Annotated in this window: 15 protein-coding genes; 13 read left to right on the top strand and 2 right to left on the bottom strand. The window is 72.3% G+C overall.

All coding sequences use genetic code 11. The annotated features are described in order from the left end of the window. Positions 1–4: 4 nt before the first annotated feature. A complete protein-coding gene (locus AHIS1636_RS19635) occupies positions 5–373 on the top strand; it encodes a DMT family transporter (protein WP_264797554.1) in 369 nt (122 codons plus the stop codon). Between the two features lie 155 nt (positions 374–528). Then, entirely contained in the window at positions 529–1305 is a 777-nt protein-coding gene (locus AHIS1636_RS19630) for a sigma-70 family RNA polymerase sigma factor (RefSeq protein WP_264797553.1), read from the top strand. 110 nt (positions 1306–1415) lie between these two features. Here AHIS1636_RS19630 and AHIS1636_RS19625 read toward each other — a convergent pair whose 3' ends face one another. Next, entirely contained in the window at positions 1416–2444 is a 1029-nt protein-coding gene (locus AHIS1636_RS19625) for a glycosyltransferase family 9 protein (protein ID WP_264797552.1), read from the bottom strand. 164 nt (positions 2445–2608) lie between these two features. Between AHIS1636_RS19625 and AHIS1636_RS19620 the strand changes: the two genes are divergently transcribed. The 7 genes from AHIS1636_RS19620 to AHIS1636_RS19590 all read left to right on the top strand — a co-directional run bounded on the left by AHIS1636_RS19620 (position 2609) and on the right by AHIS1636_RS19590 (position 9349). Further along, a complete protein-coding gene (locus tag AHIS1636_RS19620) occupies positions 2609–3217 on the top strand; it encodes a D-glycero-alpha-D-manno-heptose-1,7-bisphosphate 7-phosphatase (RefSeq protein WP_264797551.1) in 609 nt (202 codons plus the stop codon). Next, the gene (locus tag AHIS1636_RS19615; RefSeq protein WP_264797550.1) at positions 3214–4281 is read left to right on the top strand and encodes a glycosyltransferase family 9 protein; all 1068 of its coding nucleotides are present in this window, start codon (positions 3214–3216) and stop codon (positions 4279–4281) included. The genes AHIS1636_RS19620 and AHIS1636_RS19615 overlap by 4 nt, the downstream gene beginning before the upstream one ends. Next, positions 4278–5282 carry a glycosyltransferase gene (locus AHIS1636_RS19610; protein WP_264797549.1) on the top strand — a complete coding sequence of 335 codons (1005 nt, stop codon included), beginning with the start codon at positions 4278–4280 and terminating at the stop codon, positions 5280–5282. Before AHIS1636_RS19615 ends, AHIS1636_RS19610 begins: the two co-directional genes overlap by 4 nt. Beyond that, the gene (locus AHIS1636_RS19605; RefSeq protein ID WP_264797548.1) at positions 5279–6541 is read left to right on the top strand and encodes a glycosyltransferase; all 1263 of its coding nucleotides are present in this window, start codon (positions 5279–5281) and stop codon (positions 6539–6541) included. Before AHIS1636_RS19610 ends, AHIS1636_RS19605 begins: the two co-directional genes overlap by 4 nt. A 68-nt stretch (positions 6542–6609) precedes the next feature. Next, positions 6610–7251 carry a D-sedoheptulose-7-phosphate isomerase gene (locus tag AHIS1636_RS19600; protein WP_264797589.1) on the top strand — a complete coding sequence of 214 codons (642 nt, stop codon included), beginning with the start codon at positions 6610–6612 and terminating at the stop codon, positions 7249–7251. Further along, complete coding sequence (locus AHIS1636_RS19595) at positions 7248–8606, top strand: PfkB family carbohydrate kinase (RefSeq protein ID WP_264797547.1); 1359 nt, start codon at positions 7248–7250, stop codon at positions 8604–8606. Before AHIS1636_RS19600 ends, AHIS1636_RS19595 begins: the two co-directional genes overlap by 4 nt. Before the next feature lie 41 nt (positions 8607–8647). After that, on the top strand, positions 8648–9349 hold the full coding sequence (locus AHIS1636_RS19590) for an SDR family oxidoreductase (protein WP_264797546.1): 702 nt from the start codon (positions 8648–8650) through the stop codon (positions 9347–9349). On the opposite strand, the gene AHIS1636_RS19585 is transcribed toward AHIS1636_RS19590, so the two are convergent. Next, positions 9315–10568, bottom strand: coding sequence for a glycosyltransferase family 9 protein (locus tag AHIS1636_RS19585; protein WP_264797545.1), 1254 nt, complete (start codon positions 10566–10568; stop codon positions 9315–9317). The genes AHIS1636_RS19590 and AHIS1636_RS19585 overlap by 35 nt on opposite strands. 207 nt (positions 10569–10775) lie before the next feature. On the opposite strand from AHIS1636_RS19585, the gene AHIS1636_RS19580 reads away from it, so the two are divergent. The 4 genes from AHIS1636_RS19580 (at position 10776) to AHIS1636_RS19565 (ending at position 16033) form a co-directional block, all read left to right on the top strand. Continuing rightward, a complete protein-coding gene (locus AHIS1636_RS19580) occupies positions 10776–12179 on the top strand; it encodes an aldehyde dehydrogenase family protein (RefSeq protein ID WP_264797543.1) in 1404 nt (467 codons plus the stop codon). After that, on the top strand, positions 12176–13690 hold the full coding sequence (gene rfaE2 / locus AHIS1636_RS19575; RefSeq protein ID WP_264797542.1) for a D-glycero-beta-D-manno-heptose 1-phosphate adenylyltransferase: 1515 nt from the start codon (positions 12176–12178) through the stop codon (positions 13688–13690). Before AHIS1636_RS19580 ends, rfaE2 begins: the two co-directional genes overlap by 4 nt. Beyond that, entirely contained in the window at positions 13687–14613 is a 927-nt protein-coding gene (locus AHIS1636_RS19570) for a glycosyltransferase family 2 protein (protein WP_264797541.1), read from the top strand. The genes rfaE2 and AHIS1636_RS19570 overlap by 4 nt, the downstream gene beginning before the upstream one ends. A gap of 235 nt (positions 14614–14848) precedes the next feature. After that, positions 14849–16033 carry a TerC family protein gene (locus AHIS1636_RS19565; protein WP_264797540.1) on the top strand — a complete coding sequence of 395 codons (1185 nt, stop codon included), beginning with the start codon at positions 14849–14851 and terminating at the stop codon, positions 16031–16033. Positions 16034–16097 lie beyond the last annotated feature (64 nt).

Below are 16097 nucleotides of genomic sequence, written 5' to 3'. Positions count from 1 at the left end.
CGCCATGCATTGGATTGTCTTGATCGCCAGCGCCGTGCTGGAGGCGGTGTGGGCCACCGCGCTCGACTACTCGGAGGGGCTGTCGCAGCCGGGGCCAACGGCGGTCTTCCTGGTCGCCGTGGTGCTGAGCATGACCGGGCTGGGATATGCGATGCGGGGCATCGGGATCGGCACGGCCTACGCGGTATGGACCGGGCTGGGCGCGGTGCTGACCGTGCTGTACGCGGTCCTGTTCTCGGGGGAGCCTGCCGGACTCTTGAAGATGCTGTTCCTAGCGGGCATTATCGGCTGTGTGATCGGGCTCAAACTGGTCGACGGGAAGGCCGGCGGCAAGCCGGGCGGCAGGCCGCCGCGGTCCGGAGCCCGGGCCTAGGACGCTTCTGGCGGCTTATACCTTCTTCTCCCGGGGTAGGAAAAGATTTCCGGCGGGATTTTCCCGAAAAGCCGTTGCCTTGTAAGCATGCTTATGTTTCTCTGGGGGTGAACGTGGGGTCCAGCCCACGGCCACAGACCAGAGAGTGACGCCCCATGAAGCCTGCCCTCACCCACCGCACCGTGCTCTTCCGCCAGGCCAGAGCCGCCAGCGGTTCACTGCGCCTGGCGCTCGAAGAGGAACTTGTCCTGGGACACCTCGAGATCGCGGAGACTGCCGCGAAGGGGTATGCGGGCGCGGGGCGGGACCTGGACGACCTGAAGCAGGTGGCGCGGATGGGCCTGATCAAGGCCGTGCGCGGGTTCGACCCGGACCGCGGCACGGATTTCCCGTCCTACGCCGTTCCGACGGTGACCGGAGAGCTCAAGCGCTACCTGCGCGACAGTTGCTGGATGGTCCGGCCGCCGCGCCAGCTGCAGGACCTGCGCACGGTGTTGGCCAGGACGGTCCCGGAGCTGGCCCAGCGGCTTGGCCGCGAGCCCTCGCTGGCCGAACTTGCCGGCGAGGTCGGGGAGGCCCCGCGGCTGGTGGCCGAGGCCCTGAACTGCCAAAGCAGCATGCGGCCGGAATCGCTCGAGAGCGCGCCGGACGGGCGTAGCCTCGCCGACGCGCTGGGCGGCACGGACGAACGCCTGGAGCGGACCGAAGAGCTCGTGATGCTGCGCGCCGCCATCCGGGAGCTGGCGCCCCGCGAGCAGCAGCTGCTCTACTACCGGTACTTCGAGGAGGAATCGCAGCAGCGCGTGGGGGAGCGGGTCGGCATGACCCAGATGCAGGTTTCGCGCGCGCTGTCGCGGATCCTGGTCCGGCTGCAGCGCCGGCTGCTGGGCGAACCGGAGGCCGTCCCTGCCCCGCGGCTGCGCACCGCATAGGCGCTTCCACAGGGAGAGGCCGATCCGAGCGGAGCGGTGCCGATGACTAAATCCGCATTGTGCGACGAATACGGGCGGGTCACGAATAGATGCTCACAGATACGCGCTGGTCATGAATCGGTGCGGATCGCGGGCTCCGGTGAGAGGATGCCGGCGCCGGGCATGATCCCGAGGCCGGACAAGGCTTCCAGCACGTCGTCGGGAGTCACGGCGAGCAGTGCCGGATCCGGCTCCGTAGAGAACGTGTCGCCGCGCCGCTGTGCCTCGTCCGTCAGCACGATGTGCGGCCCGGGCGGCGGACCCCATTCGGCCACTGGAGCGGGGCCGAACATGACCACGGAGGGCCGCGAGTAGGCCGAGGCCAGGTGCGCGGCGCCCGTGTCGGCGGAGACCACGACGGCGGCATCGGCGATCACGGCGGCGAATTCGGTGAGCGAATAGCGGCCCGCGACCACGGTGTCGGGGCCGAGGCCGGCCAGCCCGGCAACTTCCTCGGCCCGCGCCCGTTCTCCCGCGCTGCCGGTAAAGACGACGTCGTGGCCCGCCAGCGCCAGTTCGCGCGCGACGGCGGCAAAGCGGTCCGCGGGCCAGAGCCGGCTGCCGTAGGCGGCGCCCACGTGCAGGACGGCGGCGCCGGGGCGGCTGGTCCGCTCGGCGGGACGGTGCAGCCGGTAGTCCAGCGGATCGGCCGGGATACCGTGCCAGTCCAGGAGCCTTGCCCAGCGCTCACGCTCGTGCAGTCCGTCCGGCCAGCCGGGGCCGTCCCAGCCGGGCGACGCATGGCCGATCCGGCGCCGGGGCCGCAGCGCTTCGATCCGGCCGCGGCTTTCGGGGCCGTTGCCGTGCAGGTTGACCGCGATGTCGACGCGGCCGGGGGAGAGGCTGATGGGAACGTCGAGGCCGTGAGTGTCCAGCAGGTCGTCGACGGAACCGACCAGTTCCGTCATCGGGCGCAGCCACGCCTGGGCCGCGTACAGGATCCGGTGGTCCGGGTAGGCGCGGCGCAGCGCGCGCAGCGCGGGCACGGCCACCAGGAGGTCGCCCAGCTTCAGCGCGCGCAGCACCAGCAGTTCGGGGCGGCCGTCCGGTTCCAGTCCATCGGTCGCCGGGGTCCTGCCCGGTTCGGTTTCTGGCTGCATGGCTTCATCCTGCCAGAGCGGCCCGGCACGCGGCACAGCCGCAGGGAAATGCGGCCAGCAAATACGCGGGAACCCGGCATGCGCCTGGGCCGGGATCCGGCCGCGGCGAAAAGAAGTCGGCGCTGAAGTGTTTAGCCGCTGCCCGAGGCGGGAACAGTCCTGATATGACTTCTTCGGCTCAGCCCCCGCCGCGCGCCGTCCTCTTCGACAGGGACGGGACGCTGGTCATCGACGTTCCCTACAACGGCGATCCGGCCCTCGTCCGCCCGATGCCGGGCGCCCGTGCGGCGCTGGACGCCGTACGGGCCGCCGGCCTCTCCTGCGGCGTGCTGACCAACCAGTCCGGCATCGCCCGCGGCCTGCTCGACCGGAGCCAGGTGGACGCCGTCAACGCGCGGGTGGAGGAGCTGCTGGGTCCCTTCGACGTGTGGGAGATCTGCCCGCACGGGCCCGGGGACGGCTGCGTCTGCCGCAAGCCGCAGCCGGGCATGGTCCTCCGGGCCTGCGAGCGGCTCGGGCTGCGGCCGGACGAGGTTGCGTTCGTGGGGGACATCGGCGCGGACGTGGAGGCGGCCGCCGCGGCGGGGGCCCGGGGCGTGCTGGTGCCCACTCCGGTGACCCGCGCGGAGGAAATCGAGGCGGCGGACCTCGTGGCGCCCGACCTGGCGGCTGCCTTGGAGCTGCTGTTCGGGGCGGAAGGCCCGGCGCCGGCGCGGGAACAAAGAAGCCCTCTCCTGCAGGCGGCGGACGGGCTGCCCGGAGGCGGCCGATGAGCCGCGTGCTGGTGGCGCGGCTGGATAGCGCCGGCGATGTCCTGCTGGCCGGGCCCGCCGTCAGGGCCATCGCGGCTGGGAACGACTCCGGACCCAACGAGGTGCTGATGCTCTGCGGTCCGCAGGGCGCCGCGGCCGGGCAGCTGCTCCCGGGCGTGGCCGAGGTGTTCACGTGGGCGAGCCCGTGGATCGTGGACCCGGCCCCGCCCGTTAGCATCGAGCACCTCGCCGTGCTGCAGGACTGGGTGCGCTCACGGTCGGTCACCGAGGCCGTCATCCTCACCTCCTTCCACCAGTCGCCGCTGCCGCTCGCCATGCTGCTGCGGCTCGCCGGCGTCCGGCGGATCACCGGGGCCTCGGTGGACTACGCCGGCTCGCTGCTCGACGTCCGGCTGAAGCCGGGCGAGGACTTCCCCGAAGACCAGCCCGAGGCCGAGCGGGCGCTGCGCATCGCGTCGGCGGCCGGTTACCGGCTTCCCGCCAACGACGACGGACGGCTGCGGGTGCGCGACGTCCCGGATGCGCCGGAGCTGTTCGGCGGCCGCCCGTACGTGGCGGTGCACCCGGGCGCGGCGGTGCCGGCGAGGGCGTGGCCCCCGCTGCACCACGCCGCGGCCGTGGAGCTGCTGGTCGCCGCCGGCTTCAATGTCGTGGTCACCGGCGGTCCGAAGGAGCGCGGCCTCACCGCCACGGTCGCCGGGCCGGACGCGCTGGACCTAGGGGGCGAAACGGACCTGCGCGGCCTGGCCGGCGTGCTGGCCGGGGCCTCCGCCGTCGTCACCGGCAACACCGGACCGGCGCACCTGGCCGCGGCCGTCGGCACCCCGGTGGTGAGCCTGTTCTCGCCCGTGGTTCCGGCCGTGCGCTGGGCGCCGTACAAGGTGCCAGTGGAGCTGCTCGGGGACCAGAACGCGGCGTGCCGGCTGAGCCGGGCGCGCGAATGCCCGGTGCCGGGGCATCCCTGCCTTGCCGACGTGGCGCCGGAGGAAGTCGTGGCGGCCGTGCAGCGGCTGTGCCTTGGCGTGGCCTCGCTGCCCGCCCGGAGAGAAATGAGGAACGGATGAAGATCCTGCTGTGGCACGTGCACGGCGGCTGGACCGACGCCTTCGTGCGCGGGCAGCACGAGTACCTGCTTCCCGCGACCCCGGAAGGCGGCCCCTGGGGCCTGGGCCGGGCCGGCCGCGAGTGGCCCGAAAACGTCCGCGACGTGGCGCCGGAGATGCTCGGGCAGGAGGACATCGACGTCGTTGTCCTGCAGCGCCCGGAAGAGGTGGATGAATGCGCCCGGCTGCTGGGCCGGCGCCCCGGCAAGGACCTTCCGGCGGTGTTCCTGGAGCACAACACGCCCAAGGGCGGAGTCCCGAACTCGGTGCACCCGCTGTCGGACCAGCAGCAGATCCCGATCGTCCACGTCACGCATTTCAACCGGCTGTTCTGGGACTGCGGCAGTGCCCGCACCACCGTGATCGAGCACGGCATCGTGGACCCCGGCCCGCTCTACACCGGCGAGCTGGACCGGCTGGGCGTGGTGGTCAACGAGCCGGTGCGGCGGTGGCGGGTGACCGGGACGGACCTGCTGCCCGGCTTCGCGGAGGCGGCGCCGCTGGACGTATTCGGGATGGGCGGCGACGGGCTCCCCGAGGCCGTGGGGCTGGGCCCGGACCGGCTCGCCGTATGCGGCGACCTGCCGGGCCGGCGGCTGCATGCCGAGCTGGCCCGCCGCCGCGCGTACCTGCACCCGCTGCGCTGGACCTCGCTGGGCCTGGCCCTGCTGGAGGCGATGCACCTGGCCATGCCCGTGATCGTGCTGGCCACGACGGAAGCCGCCCGGGCGGTGCCGCCGGAGGCCGGCGCTATCTCCGCGGACGTGGACTACCTGCGGGCCGAAGCCGCGCGGCTGGTCCGGGAACCGGAGGAAGCCAGGGCGCGCGGGGCCGTCGCCCGGCAGGCCGCGCTCGAGCATTATTCCCTGGCGGCGTTCCTGCAGAACTGGGACGCCGTGCTGGCCGAAGCCGCGACCGGCGCCGGCAGATTGATGGCAGTGACCGAGAGGAGTCAGCTGTGAGGATATCGATGGTCTCAGAGCATGCCAGCCCGCTGGCCGTGCTGGGGGGAGTGGACGCCGGCGGCCAGAACGTGCACGTGGCCGAGCTGTCCGCCGCCCTGGCCCGGCGGGGGCACTTCGTCACCGTCTACACGCGGCGGGATAGCCGGGACCTCCCGGTGCGGGTGTCCATGCGGCCCGGGGTCGAAGTGGTGCACGTGGACGCGGGTCCCGCCGAGTCCGTGCCGAAGGATGAGCTGCTGCCCTACATGGGCGAACTGGCGGACGGCATCAGCGCGGACTGGGGAGGCAATCCGCCGGACGTGGTGCACGGGCACTTCTGGATGTCAGGCGTTGCCGCACTCGACGCGGCACGGCGGCACTCCGGCGAGGGCTACCCGGTGCCGGTGCTGCAGACCTTCCACGCGCTCGGCACCGTGAAGCGCCGGCACCAGGGCGCGCAGGACACCAGCCCGGAACAGCGGGCGTGGCTGGAACCGAATGTCGGACGCAGCGTGGACCGGATCATCGCCACCTGCTCCGACGAAGTGTTCGAGTTGGCCGCGATGGGGATCCCGCGGGGCAACGTGTCGATTGCGCCCTGCGGCGTGGATGTGGACCTCTTCGAGGCCGAGGGCCCGGCGGAGGAGCGCGGGCGCAGGCACCGCATTGTCACGCTGGGCCGGATGGTGCCGCGCAAGGGCGTGGACATTTCGGTGCAGGCCCTGAAGCTGCTGAAGGACCGGGGCATCGACGACGTCGAATTGCTGGTGGTCGGCGGATCGGCGGGCCCCGATGGGCTGGCCGCGGATCCCGAGGCGCAGCGGTTGCTGTCGCTGGCACGCGAACTCGGCGTTGAGGAGCAGGTCGTCCTGCGCGGCCAGGTACCGCGCGAGCAGATCCCGGCCGTCCTGCGCAGCGCGGACGCCGTCGTCTGCGTGCCCTGGTACGAGCCGTTCGGGATCGTCCCGCTGGAATCGATGGCCTGCGGCGTCCCCGTGGTCGCGGCCTCGGTCGGCGGCCTGATCGACACGGTGGTGGACCACAAGACCGGCCTGCACGTGCCGCCGCGGGATCCGGAGGCGGTGGCGGAGGCACTCGCCGTCCTGCTGTCCGACCCGCAGTTCGCCGCGGAACTCGGCCGGGCGGGCCGCCAGCGGGTGCGCACCCGGTACACCTGGGACCGGGTCGCCGCGGACACCGAGCGGGCCTATGGCCTGGCCCGCAGCTCCGGCGCCCGGCGCGGCTCGCTGCACGTGCTGGAAGGAGAGGCGCTGTGAGGCGCCTGGCGGCCGCGGCGCGGCCGGCCGGACCGGAAGCGGCCGAATCGTACGCGCCGGTCCCCGCCCTGGTGCCGCTCCCGGCAAACCCTGCCAGGCAAGCCGGCGGGGACTCCGTCGATGCCGTGCTGTCCCACCTGGACGAGGTCGCCCCGGCGGTCGACTCCCTGCGCGCCCAGGCGGCACGGCTTGCCGCGTGGGGCGACGAACTGGCGGGCCGGCTGATGCGCGGGCACCGGCTGCTCGCCGCGGGCAACGGCGGTTCCGCGGCCGAGGCCCAGCACCTGACCGCGGAGCTGGTGGGAAGGTTCGACGGCGAACGCGAGGCCTTTTCCGCCATCTCCCTGCACGCCGAGTCCTCCGCGGTCACTGCCATCGCCAACGACTACGGCTACGACCAGCTCTTCGCCCGGCAGGTGCTGGGACACGGCCGCGACGGCGACGTGCTGATCCTGCTCTCCACGAGCGGCAAGAGCCCGAACCTGCTCAACGCGGTCGAAGCGGCCCGGAGGGTCGGCGTGACCACGTGGGCCCTGACCGGCGCGGCGCCCAACCCGCTCGCCCGCAGCTGCGACGAATTCGTGGCGGTGGAGGGGCTGCCGGCCAACGCGCAGGAAGGGCATCTGATGGCCGTGCACATGATCTGCCGCGCCTTCGACGCCGCGGTGGCACGCCAGGCCCGCGTCGGCGGAGAGGGGAACGCCCGATGAAGATCGTAGTGGTGGGAGACGTCCTGCTGGACGCCGATGTCAACGGCGAGGCCAGCCGCCTCTCTCCGGATGCCCCCGTCCCGGTGGTGGACGTGGCGGCGACGGAGCGCCGCGCGGGCGGCGCCGGGCTGGTCGCCCGCATGCTGGAGCGCGACGGCCGCGACGTCCGGTTGGTCACGGTGATGTCCGACGACGGCGCGTCCGTCCTGCTGCGCCGGGAACTGGAAGGCATCGACGTGGTCGCCGGCCTATCCGGCGCACCCACGCCGGTCAAGACCAGGATCCGGGCCAGGGGCCAGGCCGTGGTCCGTTTCGACGAAGGCTGCGGCGACGCCCCGGTCCCGGTGGCCACGCCGGAGATGCTCGCGGCGGTAGCCGCGGCGGACGCAGTCATCGTGGCGGACTACGGGCGGGGGCTGGCAGCGAATGCCGAACTGCGCGGGCTGCTCAGCGAGCTGGCGGCCACGATCCCGGTGGTCTGGGACCCGCACCCCGCCGGTGCCGAACCGGTCCCCGGCGCCAGCGCCGTGACCCCGAACCTGTCCGAGGCACTGAAGGCCGCGGGGCTGTCCGGCCGGGACACCGCGACCGCCGCCCGGGCGGCCGCCGAACTGCGCCGGCGCTGGTCCTGCCGTTCCATCGTCGTCACCCTCGGCGCCGCGGGCGCGCTGGTGCTCGACGACGGCGGCCTGCCGCAGGCCATCCCCGCGCCGAAGGTCAGCGCGGTCGACCCCTGCGGCGCCGGTGACCGGTTCGCCGCCGCGCTCGCCGTCGGACTGGCCTCCGGTAACGGCATCGCCTCCGCCGCGGAGCGGGCGGTGCAGGAGGCCGCGTCCTTCCTGGCCGCGGGCGGGGTGGACGGACTGCACGAGGCCCCCGCGCCGCCGCAGCTGCACGGGGACACGGACGCGTTCGCCGTCGCCCAGCAGACGCGCGCCGCGGGCGGGACCGTCGTGGCGACCGGCGGCTGCTTCGATTTGCTGCACGCCGGCCATGCCCGCACCCTCGCGGCCGCCCGGTCCCTGGGCGACTGCCTCGTCGTCTGCCTCAATTCGGACGCGTCCGTCAGCCGGCTCAAGGGCGACGAACGCCCGATCATGAACCAGCAGGACCGGGCCGAACTGCTGCTCTCGCTCGAATGCGTGGATGCCGTCCTGGTGTTCGACGAGCAGACGCCCGAGGCGGCGCTGGATCGGCTCCGTCCGGACCTCTGGGTCAAGGGCGGGGACTACACGGCAGACCAGCTGCCCGAGGCCAGGCTGCTCGAATCCTGGGGCGGCCAGACCGTCACCGTGCCCTACTACCCGGCGCGGTCCACCACCAAACTCGCCGCAGCCCTGGCCAAGGTCGGCTGAGCGGCGCGCACGCAGAACCGTCAACTGAAGGAGGAACATTCATGAACGCAGCAGCCAGCAATCCCGGCCGCGTCCTGGTCACGGGAGGCGGCTCCGGGCTCGGTGCCGCCGTGGTCGAGGCGGTCCGCGCGGCCGGGGGCACCCCGGTGGTGCTGGACCGCGACGTGAGCCGGGTGGCCGGAGCCAAGGCGCTCGAAGTGGACGTGGCCGACCGCGAGGCCGTCGCCGCCGCCGTGCGCGAGGCGGCGGAGTCGCTCGACGGACTGGACGCCGTCGTGACCGCCGCGGGGATCGACCGCTGCGGCCGGCTGGAAGACGTGCCGGCGGAGGAATGGGAGAAGGTGATCGGCGTCAACCTGCTGGGCACGGTCTCCGTGGTCCGGGCCGCGCTGCCCTACCTGGAAGCGAACCACGGCCGCGTCATCACCGTCGCCTCCTCGCTCGGCATCAAGGCGGTTTCCGACGCCACCGCCTACTGCGCGTCGAAATTCGGCGTGGTCGGCTTCAGCCGCGCCCTCGCCGCGGAGACCCGCGGCCGCATCGGGGTCACCACGATGATTCCCGCGGGCATGAAAACGCGTTTCTTCGACGACCGCACCGAGCAGTACAAGCCGCAGGACGATTCACGCCTGAACGACCCGGAGCGGGTGGCCGAGGCGATCCTGTTCGCGCTCGGCCAGCCGCGCGGCTGCGAGGTGCGCGAGATGGTTATTTGCCACGAAGAAGAAGACTCGTGGCCCTAAGCTGGGCCAGGTCCGCGTAGACATCCTCTGCGCGGACCTGCTCGGTCAGCGCGAACTCGTGCCCGCAGTGCGGTGCGGTCCAGCCCACCTGGGTCACGTCCGCCCCGCACTGCGGGCAGTGCGTCATCCAGGACAGGTGCACCCGGTGCAGGGTCCGCCCCAGCGGCCCGGCCATGATCAGGTTCCCGACCCAGTAGATCCCGACCGTCGGGGTCCCCACGGCCTGCGCCAGATGGCGCGGGCCGCTGTCGTTTCCCAGCATGACGTCGCTGGCCCGCAGCACGGCCGACAGCTCGGCCAGCGACAGGCGCCCCGCCGCGGAACGGATGCTGCCGCCGTCGTCCGTGTGTTCCCGTGCCAAGGCCACGACCTCGTCGGCGAGCGGGACGTCCGTCTTGTCGCCGACCAGCAGCACCTGGCTGCCGTCCGCAGCCGCCCGGGCGGCCACCCGGGCAAAGGACGACGCCGGCCAGCGGCGGCGGGCGTCGGTGGCGCCCGGGTGGATGGTCACCAGTGAGGGCCGGCCCGGATCGAGCCAGCCGGAGGCCAGCTCCTCTTCGTCCGGGAGCGGGGCCAGCTGCGGTTGCAGGGCGGCCGGGGCGGCGCCGGCAAGGCCGACGACTTCCAGCGCGCGCAGGACCTCGTGCTGGTAGTAGAGGTACGGGACGCTGCGCTCCAGCGCGGCGGCGTCCTCGGTCCGCGTTCCCACGGTGTGCCGGGCACCGAGGCGCAGCAGGAAGGGGTTGGAGTTGCGGCCGCCGCCGTGCAGCTGCACCGCCAGGTCGAACTTCCGGGCCCGCATCCGCTCCATGAAGTCCTCCACGGCTTCCGGATCTTCCGGGCCGGGACGCACGCCCTCGGCGAAGGGCAGCGGCTCGACCCGGTGCACCGGACCGGGCCGGCCGCGGAACAGCACGGCGTGGGCTTCGGTGCCCAGCAGCGTAACTTCCGCCTCCGGGTAGGCCGCCGCGAGGGACTCGATGGCGGGTACAGCGAACATCATGTCCCCCAGGCCGCCGCCGCGCAGCACCGCGATGCGGCGCACGCCCTCGAAGCGTTCGAGGATCGGCCCGATGCCCGGCCCGTGGGCGGCGTCCGGCGCGAGGCGCTCGCCCCCGAAAGACGCACCGCCGGTGGCATCTGCGGCGGCTCCGGCGGAACGGCCACCGGCGCCGCGCTCCTCGGTTCCGTTGCCCTGGGCGGGTGGCTGGTGCTGCATGGGCTCCTCCTTCAGGGTCGGCTGGTGTCCCGGCTGCCGGCGGCTCGCGGCAAGGGCGGTTTCCAGCTTCACCCTAAGTGCTGGACCGGGCGGTGGCCAGAGCTGTCAAAAGGTTCGTTCCTTCCGTCTGAGAGGGCCTCCAACGGGGTACGGAGAGAAGGGAAGAGGCCCGGGAACCGCGGCCGGATCCGAACAGTAGGGAGCGTAATGACAACGGTTTCAGGGACCGCCTTGCACGCAGGCGAGGCCACCATCACGATCCTCGACCCCCGCGACGGCAGCGTGGCCGGAACCGTCTGCGAGGCCGGCCCCGCCGAGGTGGAACAGGCCGTTGCGGCCTCCCGGCGGGCGCAGGCTGGATGGGCTCAGCGCGACGCCGCCGAGCGCGGCGGCTTCCTGCACGCCGCTGCGGACGCGCTCCAGGCCGGGGCCGCCGAGCTTGCGGCGCTGAATGCGCGGGAGACGGGCCGCCCCGAGGACCAGGCGCTGGAGGGAGTCCTCGCCGGAGCCTCCACGCTGCGCCAGTATGCCGAGCTGGCCCCGGTGCACCGCGGCCACAGCCTGCTCGGCGGGCGGCTGGCCGCGGACTACACCGTGGCGGAGCCCCGTGGCGTGGCGGCCCTGCTCACGCCGTGGAACGATCCCGTGGCCGTGGCCGCGGGCCTGCTCGGTGCGGCGCTGGCCACCGGCAACACGGTGCTGCACAAGCCGAGCGAGCGCTGCCCGCAGCTGGGCCAGCGGCTCGGCGACATGCTCGGCGCCGTCCTGCCACCCGACGTCCTGATCACGCTGACCGGCGGACCCGCGGTGGGGGAGGCCCTGACCGGCCTGCCCGGCATCGACGTCTACGCCCACGTCGGCTCCAGCGCCACCGGTGCACGGATCGCGCGGGCCGCGGCCGAGCGCGGCGCCCATGTGGTCCGCGAGAACGGCGGCAATGATCCGCTGCTCGTCGACGACGGCGTGGATCCGGTATGGGCCGCCGGGCAGGCAGCGCTGGGGGCCTTCGCCAACAGCGGGCAGATCTGCACCTCGGTGGAGCGGATCTACGTGCACCGCGCGGTGGCCGACGCGTTCTGCGAGGCGCTGGTGGCCGAGGCCAGGCAGCGCAATGCCGGCGCCCTGCTCGGCCCGCTCGTGGATGACCGGCTGCGCCGCGAGGTGCACCGCCAGGTTGACGAGGCCATCGCCGCCGGCGCCGTCGCCGCGGAAGGCGGGGCCCTGCCCGAGGGGCCGGGCTCGTACTACCCGGCCACGGTGCTGCTTGGCTGCACCGAGAGCATGGCCGTCATGCAGGAGGAAACCTTCGGCCCGGTGGCCCCCGTGCGCGTGGTGGACAGCTTCGAGGAAGGACTGGAACTGGCCGCCGCCGGCCGGTACGGGCTGGCCGCCACCGTACTGACCGCCGACATGGAGCACGCGCAGCGCGCCATTGCCGCCCTGGACGTCGGCACCGTGAAGGTCAATGCCGTCTTCGGCGGGGCGCCGGGCGGCTCCGCCCAGCCGCGGCGGGACAGCGGCCACGGATTCGGCTACGGGCCGGAACTGCTGGACGAATTCGTCCAGGTCAAGGTGGTCCATCTGGGCCTGCCCGGCGGAGCCACACGATGAGCGCCGGGCTCTCCGGCATCTCCGGGCTGGCCGCCTGGCTGCCGGAGCGGCTGGCCGAGGCGGCGCCGCTGGTGACCGTGGTCGGCGACGTGATGCTGGACGGCTGGTTCAGCGGCCGGATCGACCGCTTCTGCCGCGAAGCTCCTGCGCCGGTGGTGGACATGGCGCACCGCGACTACGCCCCGGGCGGCGCCGCCAACACCGCCATGAACCTGGCGGCCCTCGGTGCGAAGGTGCGGATGGTCGGCCTCGTTGGACCGGACGATGCCGGCAGCAGGCTGCGCGGCCTCCTTTCCGCCGCGGGCGTGGATACGGCCGGGCTCATCGAGCACCCGGACGTTCTCACCACGACCAAGTACCGCGTGATTGGCGGCGACCAGATCATGCTGCGGATGGACGAGAGCACCCCGCGGCCGCCGGCCGAGGCCCTGCAGCAGCTGGCCGCCGCGCTGCCGGACGCGGTGGCGGGCTCGGACGCCGTCGTGCTGTGCGACTACGGTTCCGGCGCCCTGGAAGGACCGTTGGCGGACGTGCTCCACCTGCAGCGCGAGGGCAAGCTGCTGGTGGTGGATGCCCACGATCTCCGCCGCTGGCGCACCCTGGGGCCCGACCTGGTGACCCCCAATGCCCAGGAGACTGCGCGCCTGCTGGAGCTGGCGTTCGAGCCGGAGACGGACCGGGCCGGCCTGCTGGCAGAGGCCGCGCCGGACCTGCTCGCGGCGACCGGCGCCCGCGCCGTGGTGTCCACCCTGGACCGGGACGGTACCCTGCTGCTGACGCACGACGGCGGCACGCACCGGACGTGGGCATCTCCGGTGAGCGAGAAGCAGGCGTCCGGCGCAGGCGACACCTTCGTGGCGTGCCTGACGCTGGCCCGCGCGGCCGGGCTGCCGCTGACCACCAGCCAGGACCTGGCGCAGGTGGCCGCGGACGTCGTCGTCCACCGTCCGGGCACCTCCGTCTGCAGCACTGCGGACCTCGCCGGACACCTGGGCGCCTTCACCGAGGCCGCGCTGGGCGCGGACGAGCTGGCCCGCGCCATCGCGACGGAACGCGCCGCGGGCAAACGGATCGTGCTGACCAACGGCTGCTTCGACGTGCTGCACCGCGGGCACACCAGCTACCTGACGCAGGCTAAGCAGCTCGGGGACGTGCTGGTGGTGGCCCTCAACAGCGACGCGTCCGCGCGCCGGCTGAAGGGACCGGACCGGCCGATCAATCCGGCGGCCGACCGGGCCGGCGTCGTGGCCGCGCTGAGCTGCGTGGACTACGTGACCGTCTTCGATACGGACACGCCGATCCCGCTGATCGAATCCCTGAGGCCGGACATCTACGCCAAGGGCGGGGACTATTCGGCCCAGATGCTGGCCGAAACCCCGGCGGTGGAAGCCTACGGCGGGCAGCTGGCCATCCTGGACTACGTCTCGGACCATTCGACGACGGCGGTGGTCAGGCGGATCCGGGCCCAGGACGGGGCGGGGGAACCGGCCGCCGGGACGGGTCCGGCATGAGCCCCGGCCCTGACGCCGCCGGCCAGGGGCCCGGCGTCCTGTCAGGCGACGTTCCCGGGCGTCCCGGCCGCCGCGGCGCGGCCGAGTGGGCCAGCCCCCTGCCGCCAGCGGACACGCCCGAGCTGCAGGTGCTGATCCCCAGCTACGGACGCGAGGACGCGCTGGCGGTGACGCTCGCCGGCCTGGCCGCCCAGGACGGCCCCTCCTTCGGCGTCATCATCAGCGACCAGACGGAACCCGGGCCCGCTTGGGAGCAGCCCTCGGCCGCCGCCATGGTCCGCGTGCTGCAGGCCCAGGGCCGGCCCGTCCGGCTGGAGCACCACCTGCCGCGCCGGGGCATGGCCGAACAGCGCGACTTCCTGCTGGGCCTGGCCGAGGCGCCGCTGGTGCTGTTCCTCGATAACGACGTCTGGCTGGAACCTGGCATGCTGGCCCGGCTCACCGCCGCCCTGCGCGAGGCCGGCTGCGGGTTCGTCGGTTCGGCCGTGCAGGGCCTGTCCTACCTGGACGACGTCCGGCCGGACGAACAGCGGCCGTTCGAGCTGTGGGACGGACCCGTGCGGCCGGAGCGGATCCGCCGCGAGGACGAGGCGTTCGGGCGCTGGACGCTGCACAACGCCGCCAACCTCGCGCACATCGCCGCCCGGCTGCGCATTCCGGCGGGAAGCTGGCGGCTGTACCGTGTGGCCTGGGTGGGCGGCTGTGTCCTTTTCGACCGGCAGGCCCTGCTGGACTGCGGCGGCTTCGCCTTCTGGAAGGACCTGCCCGCGGCCCATGCCGGCGAGGACGTCGTGGCGCAGCTGAGGGTCATGGAACGCTTCGGCGGCGCCGGCATCATTCCGTCCGGGGCGGTGCACCTGGAGGCGCCGACCACAGTCGAAGACCGTTCCACCGAAGCCTCCGAGATATTGCTCGACCAGTGACAGACCGAGGCTGCAGCGGGACCTTCGTCCGCGACCGGCCGAAAACCGCAGGACCTCCCCGATTCGTCCGCACGGCGCGGGTGCCGATACAATGGGCAGTGCGTAAGGGAGTATTCCGAAGCGCTGCAGCCGTCAACACGTCGGGCACCGATGCCCTGCCGGATGCAGTGCCTGGCAGCAGCCGGGGAAGAGACTTGCGGGTACGCTGCTACCCACCTTACGAAAGAGGAACCTGATGACAGTTCCACCCCTGATCTGGGGCATCACGATCGTCGTGATCCTGGCCCTGCTGGCCTTCGACTACTTCTTCCACATCCGCAAGGCGCACGTGCCGACGCTCAAGGAAGCGGCCGTCTGGTCGTCCATCTACGTCGGCATCGCGATTGTCTTCGGCATCCTGGTGCTCATCTTCGGCGGCAGCGCCATGGGCTCGGAGTACTTCGCCGGCTACATCACGGAGAAGGCGCTCTCCGTGGACAACCTCTTCGTCTTCCTGATCATCATCGCCAGCTTCCACGTCCCCCGCGAGGACCAGCAGAAGGTGCTGCTGTTCGGCATCGTGTTCTCGCTGATCGCGCGGACTGGCTTCATCTTCCTCGGCGCGGCCCTGATCAACTCCTTCGCCTGGGTGTTCTACGCCTTCGGCCTCATCCTGATCCTCACCGCGGGCAACCTGCTCAAGCCGGAAAAGGACGGCGACGAGGCGGACAACTTCATCATCCGGCTGGCCCGGAAGATGTTCCACACCACTGACTACTACGACGGCGACAAGCTCTTCACCCAGGTGGACGGCAAGCGGGCCCTGACCCCGATGCTGCTGGTCATGGTGGCCATCGGCGGAACGGACATCCTGTTCGCGCTGGACTCCATTCCGGCGATCTTCGGCCTGACCCAGAACGTGTACATCGTCTTCACCGCCACGGCCTTCTCGCTGATGGGCCTGCGCCAGCTGTACTTCCTGATCGACGGCCTGCTGGACCGCCTGATCTACCTCTCCTACGGCCTGGCCGCGATCCTGGCGTTCATCGGCGTGAAGCTGATCCTGCACGCGCTGCACGAGAACAACCTGCCGTTCATCAACGGCGGCGAGCCCGTCGAGGTCATCGAGATCACCACCGGGCTGTCGCTGACCGTCATCATCGGCGTCCTGCTGGTCACCGTCATCGCCTCGCTGCTCAGCAAGGCCGGCAAGGCCCAGACGGCCATCAACAACGCCCGCCGGCACGCAGTCAACTACCTGGACCTCGGGTACACCGCCGACCTGGCGGAGCGCGAGCGCATCTTCAAGGCCCTGGTCGAAGAAGAACGCCAGATCCTGCAGATGGAGCCGAAGTACCGCAACAAGGCCAAGGACGTGGACAAGATCCGCGAGCAGGTGGCCGAGGCGCATCGGCAGCACGAGGAGTACCTCGCCCGCTAGCCGCAGTAACACCCCTAAATAGGCAAGAAGGCAGGAAGGCAAAGAAGGCAAAGAATAACGACGG

The sequence above is a fragment of the Arthrobacter mangrovi genome (assembly GCF_026011795.1).
GTDB classification, from domain to species: domain Bacteria; phylum Actinomycetota; class Actinomycetes; order Actinomycetales; family Micrococcaceae; genus Crystallibacter; species Crystallibacter mangrovi.
The sequence above is the reverse complement of the archived record's forward strand: the minus strand, read 5'-3'. Positions and strand labels throughout refer to the sequence as shown.

Coding starts and splice junctions, on each gene's coding strand:
- AHIS1636_RS19635 (WP_264797554.1), top strand. CDS start 5: ATGCATTGGATTGTCTTGATCGCCAGCGCCGTGCTGGAGGCGGTGTGG.
- AHIS1636_RS19630 (WP_264797553.1), top strand. CDS start 529: ATGAAGCCTGCCCTCACCCACCGCACCGTGCTCTTCCGCCAGGCCAGA.
- AHIS1636_RS19625 (WP_264797552.1), bottom strand. CDS start 2,444: ATGCAGCCAGAAACCGAACCGGGCAGGACCCCGGCGACCGATGGACTG.
- AHIS1636_RS19620 (WP_264797551.1), top strand. CDS start 2,609: ATGACTTCTTCGGCTCAGCCCCCGCCGCGCGCCGTCCTCTTCGACAGG.
- AHIS1636_RS19615 (WP_264797550.1), top strand. CDS start 3,214: ATGAGCCGCGTGCTGGTGGCGCGGCTGGATAGCGCCGGCGATGTCCTG.
- AHIS1636_RS19610 (WP_264797549.1), top strand. CDS start 4,278: ATGAAGATCCTGCTGTGGCACGTGCACGGCGGCTGGACCGACGCCTTC.
- AHIS1636_RS19595 (WP_264797547.1), top strand. CDS start 7,248: ATGAAGATCGTAGTGGTGGGAGACGTCCTGCTGGACGCCGATGTCAAC.
- AHIS1636_RS19590 (WP_264797546.1), top strand. CDS start 8,648: ATGAACGCAGCAGCCAGCAATCCCGGCCGCGTCCTGGTCACGGGAGGC.
- AHIS1636_RS19585 (WP_264797545.1), bottom strand. CDS start 10,568: ATGCAGCACCAGCCACCCGCCCAGGGCAACGGAACCGAGGAGCGCGGC.
- AHIS1636_RS19580 (WP_264797543.1), top strand. CDS start 10,776: ATGACAACGGTTTCAGGGACCGCCTTGCACGCAGGCGAGGCCACCATC.
- rfaE2 (WP_264797542.1), top strand. CDS start 12,176: ATGAGCGCCGGGCTCTCCGGCATCTCCGGGCTGGCCGCCTGGCTGCCG.
- AHIS1636_RS19570 (WP_264797541.1), top strand. CDS start 13,687: ATGAGCCCCGGCCCTGACGCCGCCGGCCAGGGGCCCGGCGTCCTGTCA.
- AHIS1636_RS19565 (WP_264797540.1), top strand. CDS start 14,849: ATGACAGTTCCACCCCTGATCTGGGGCATCACGATCGTCGTGATCCTG.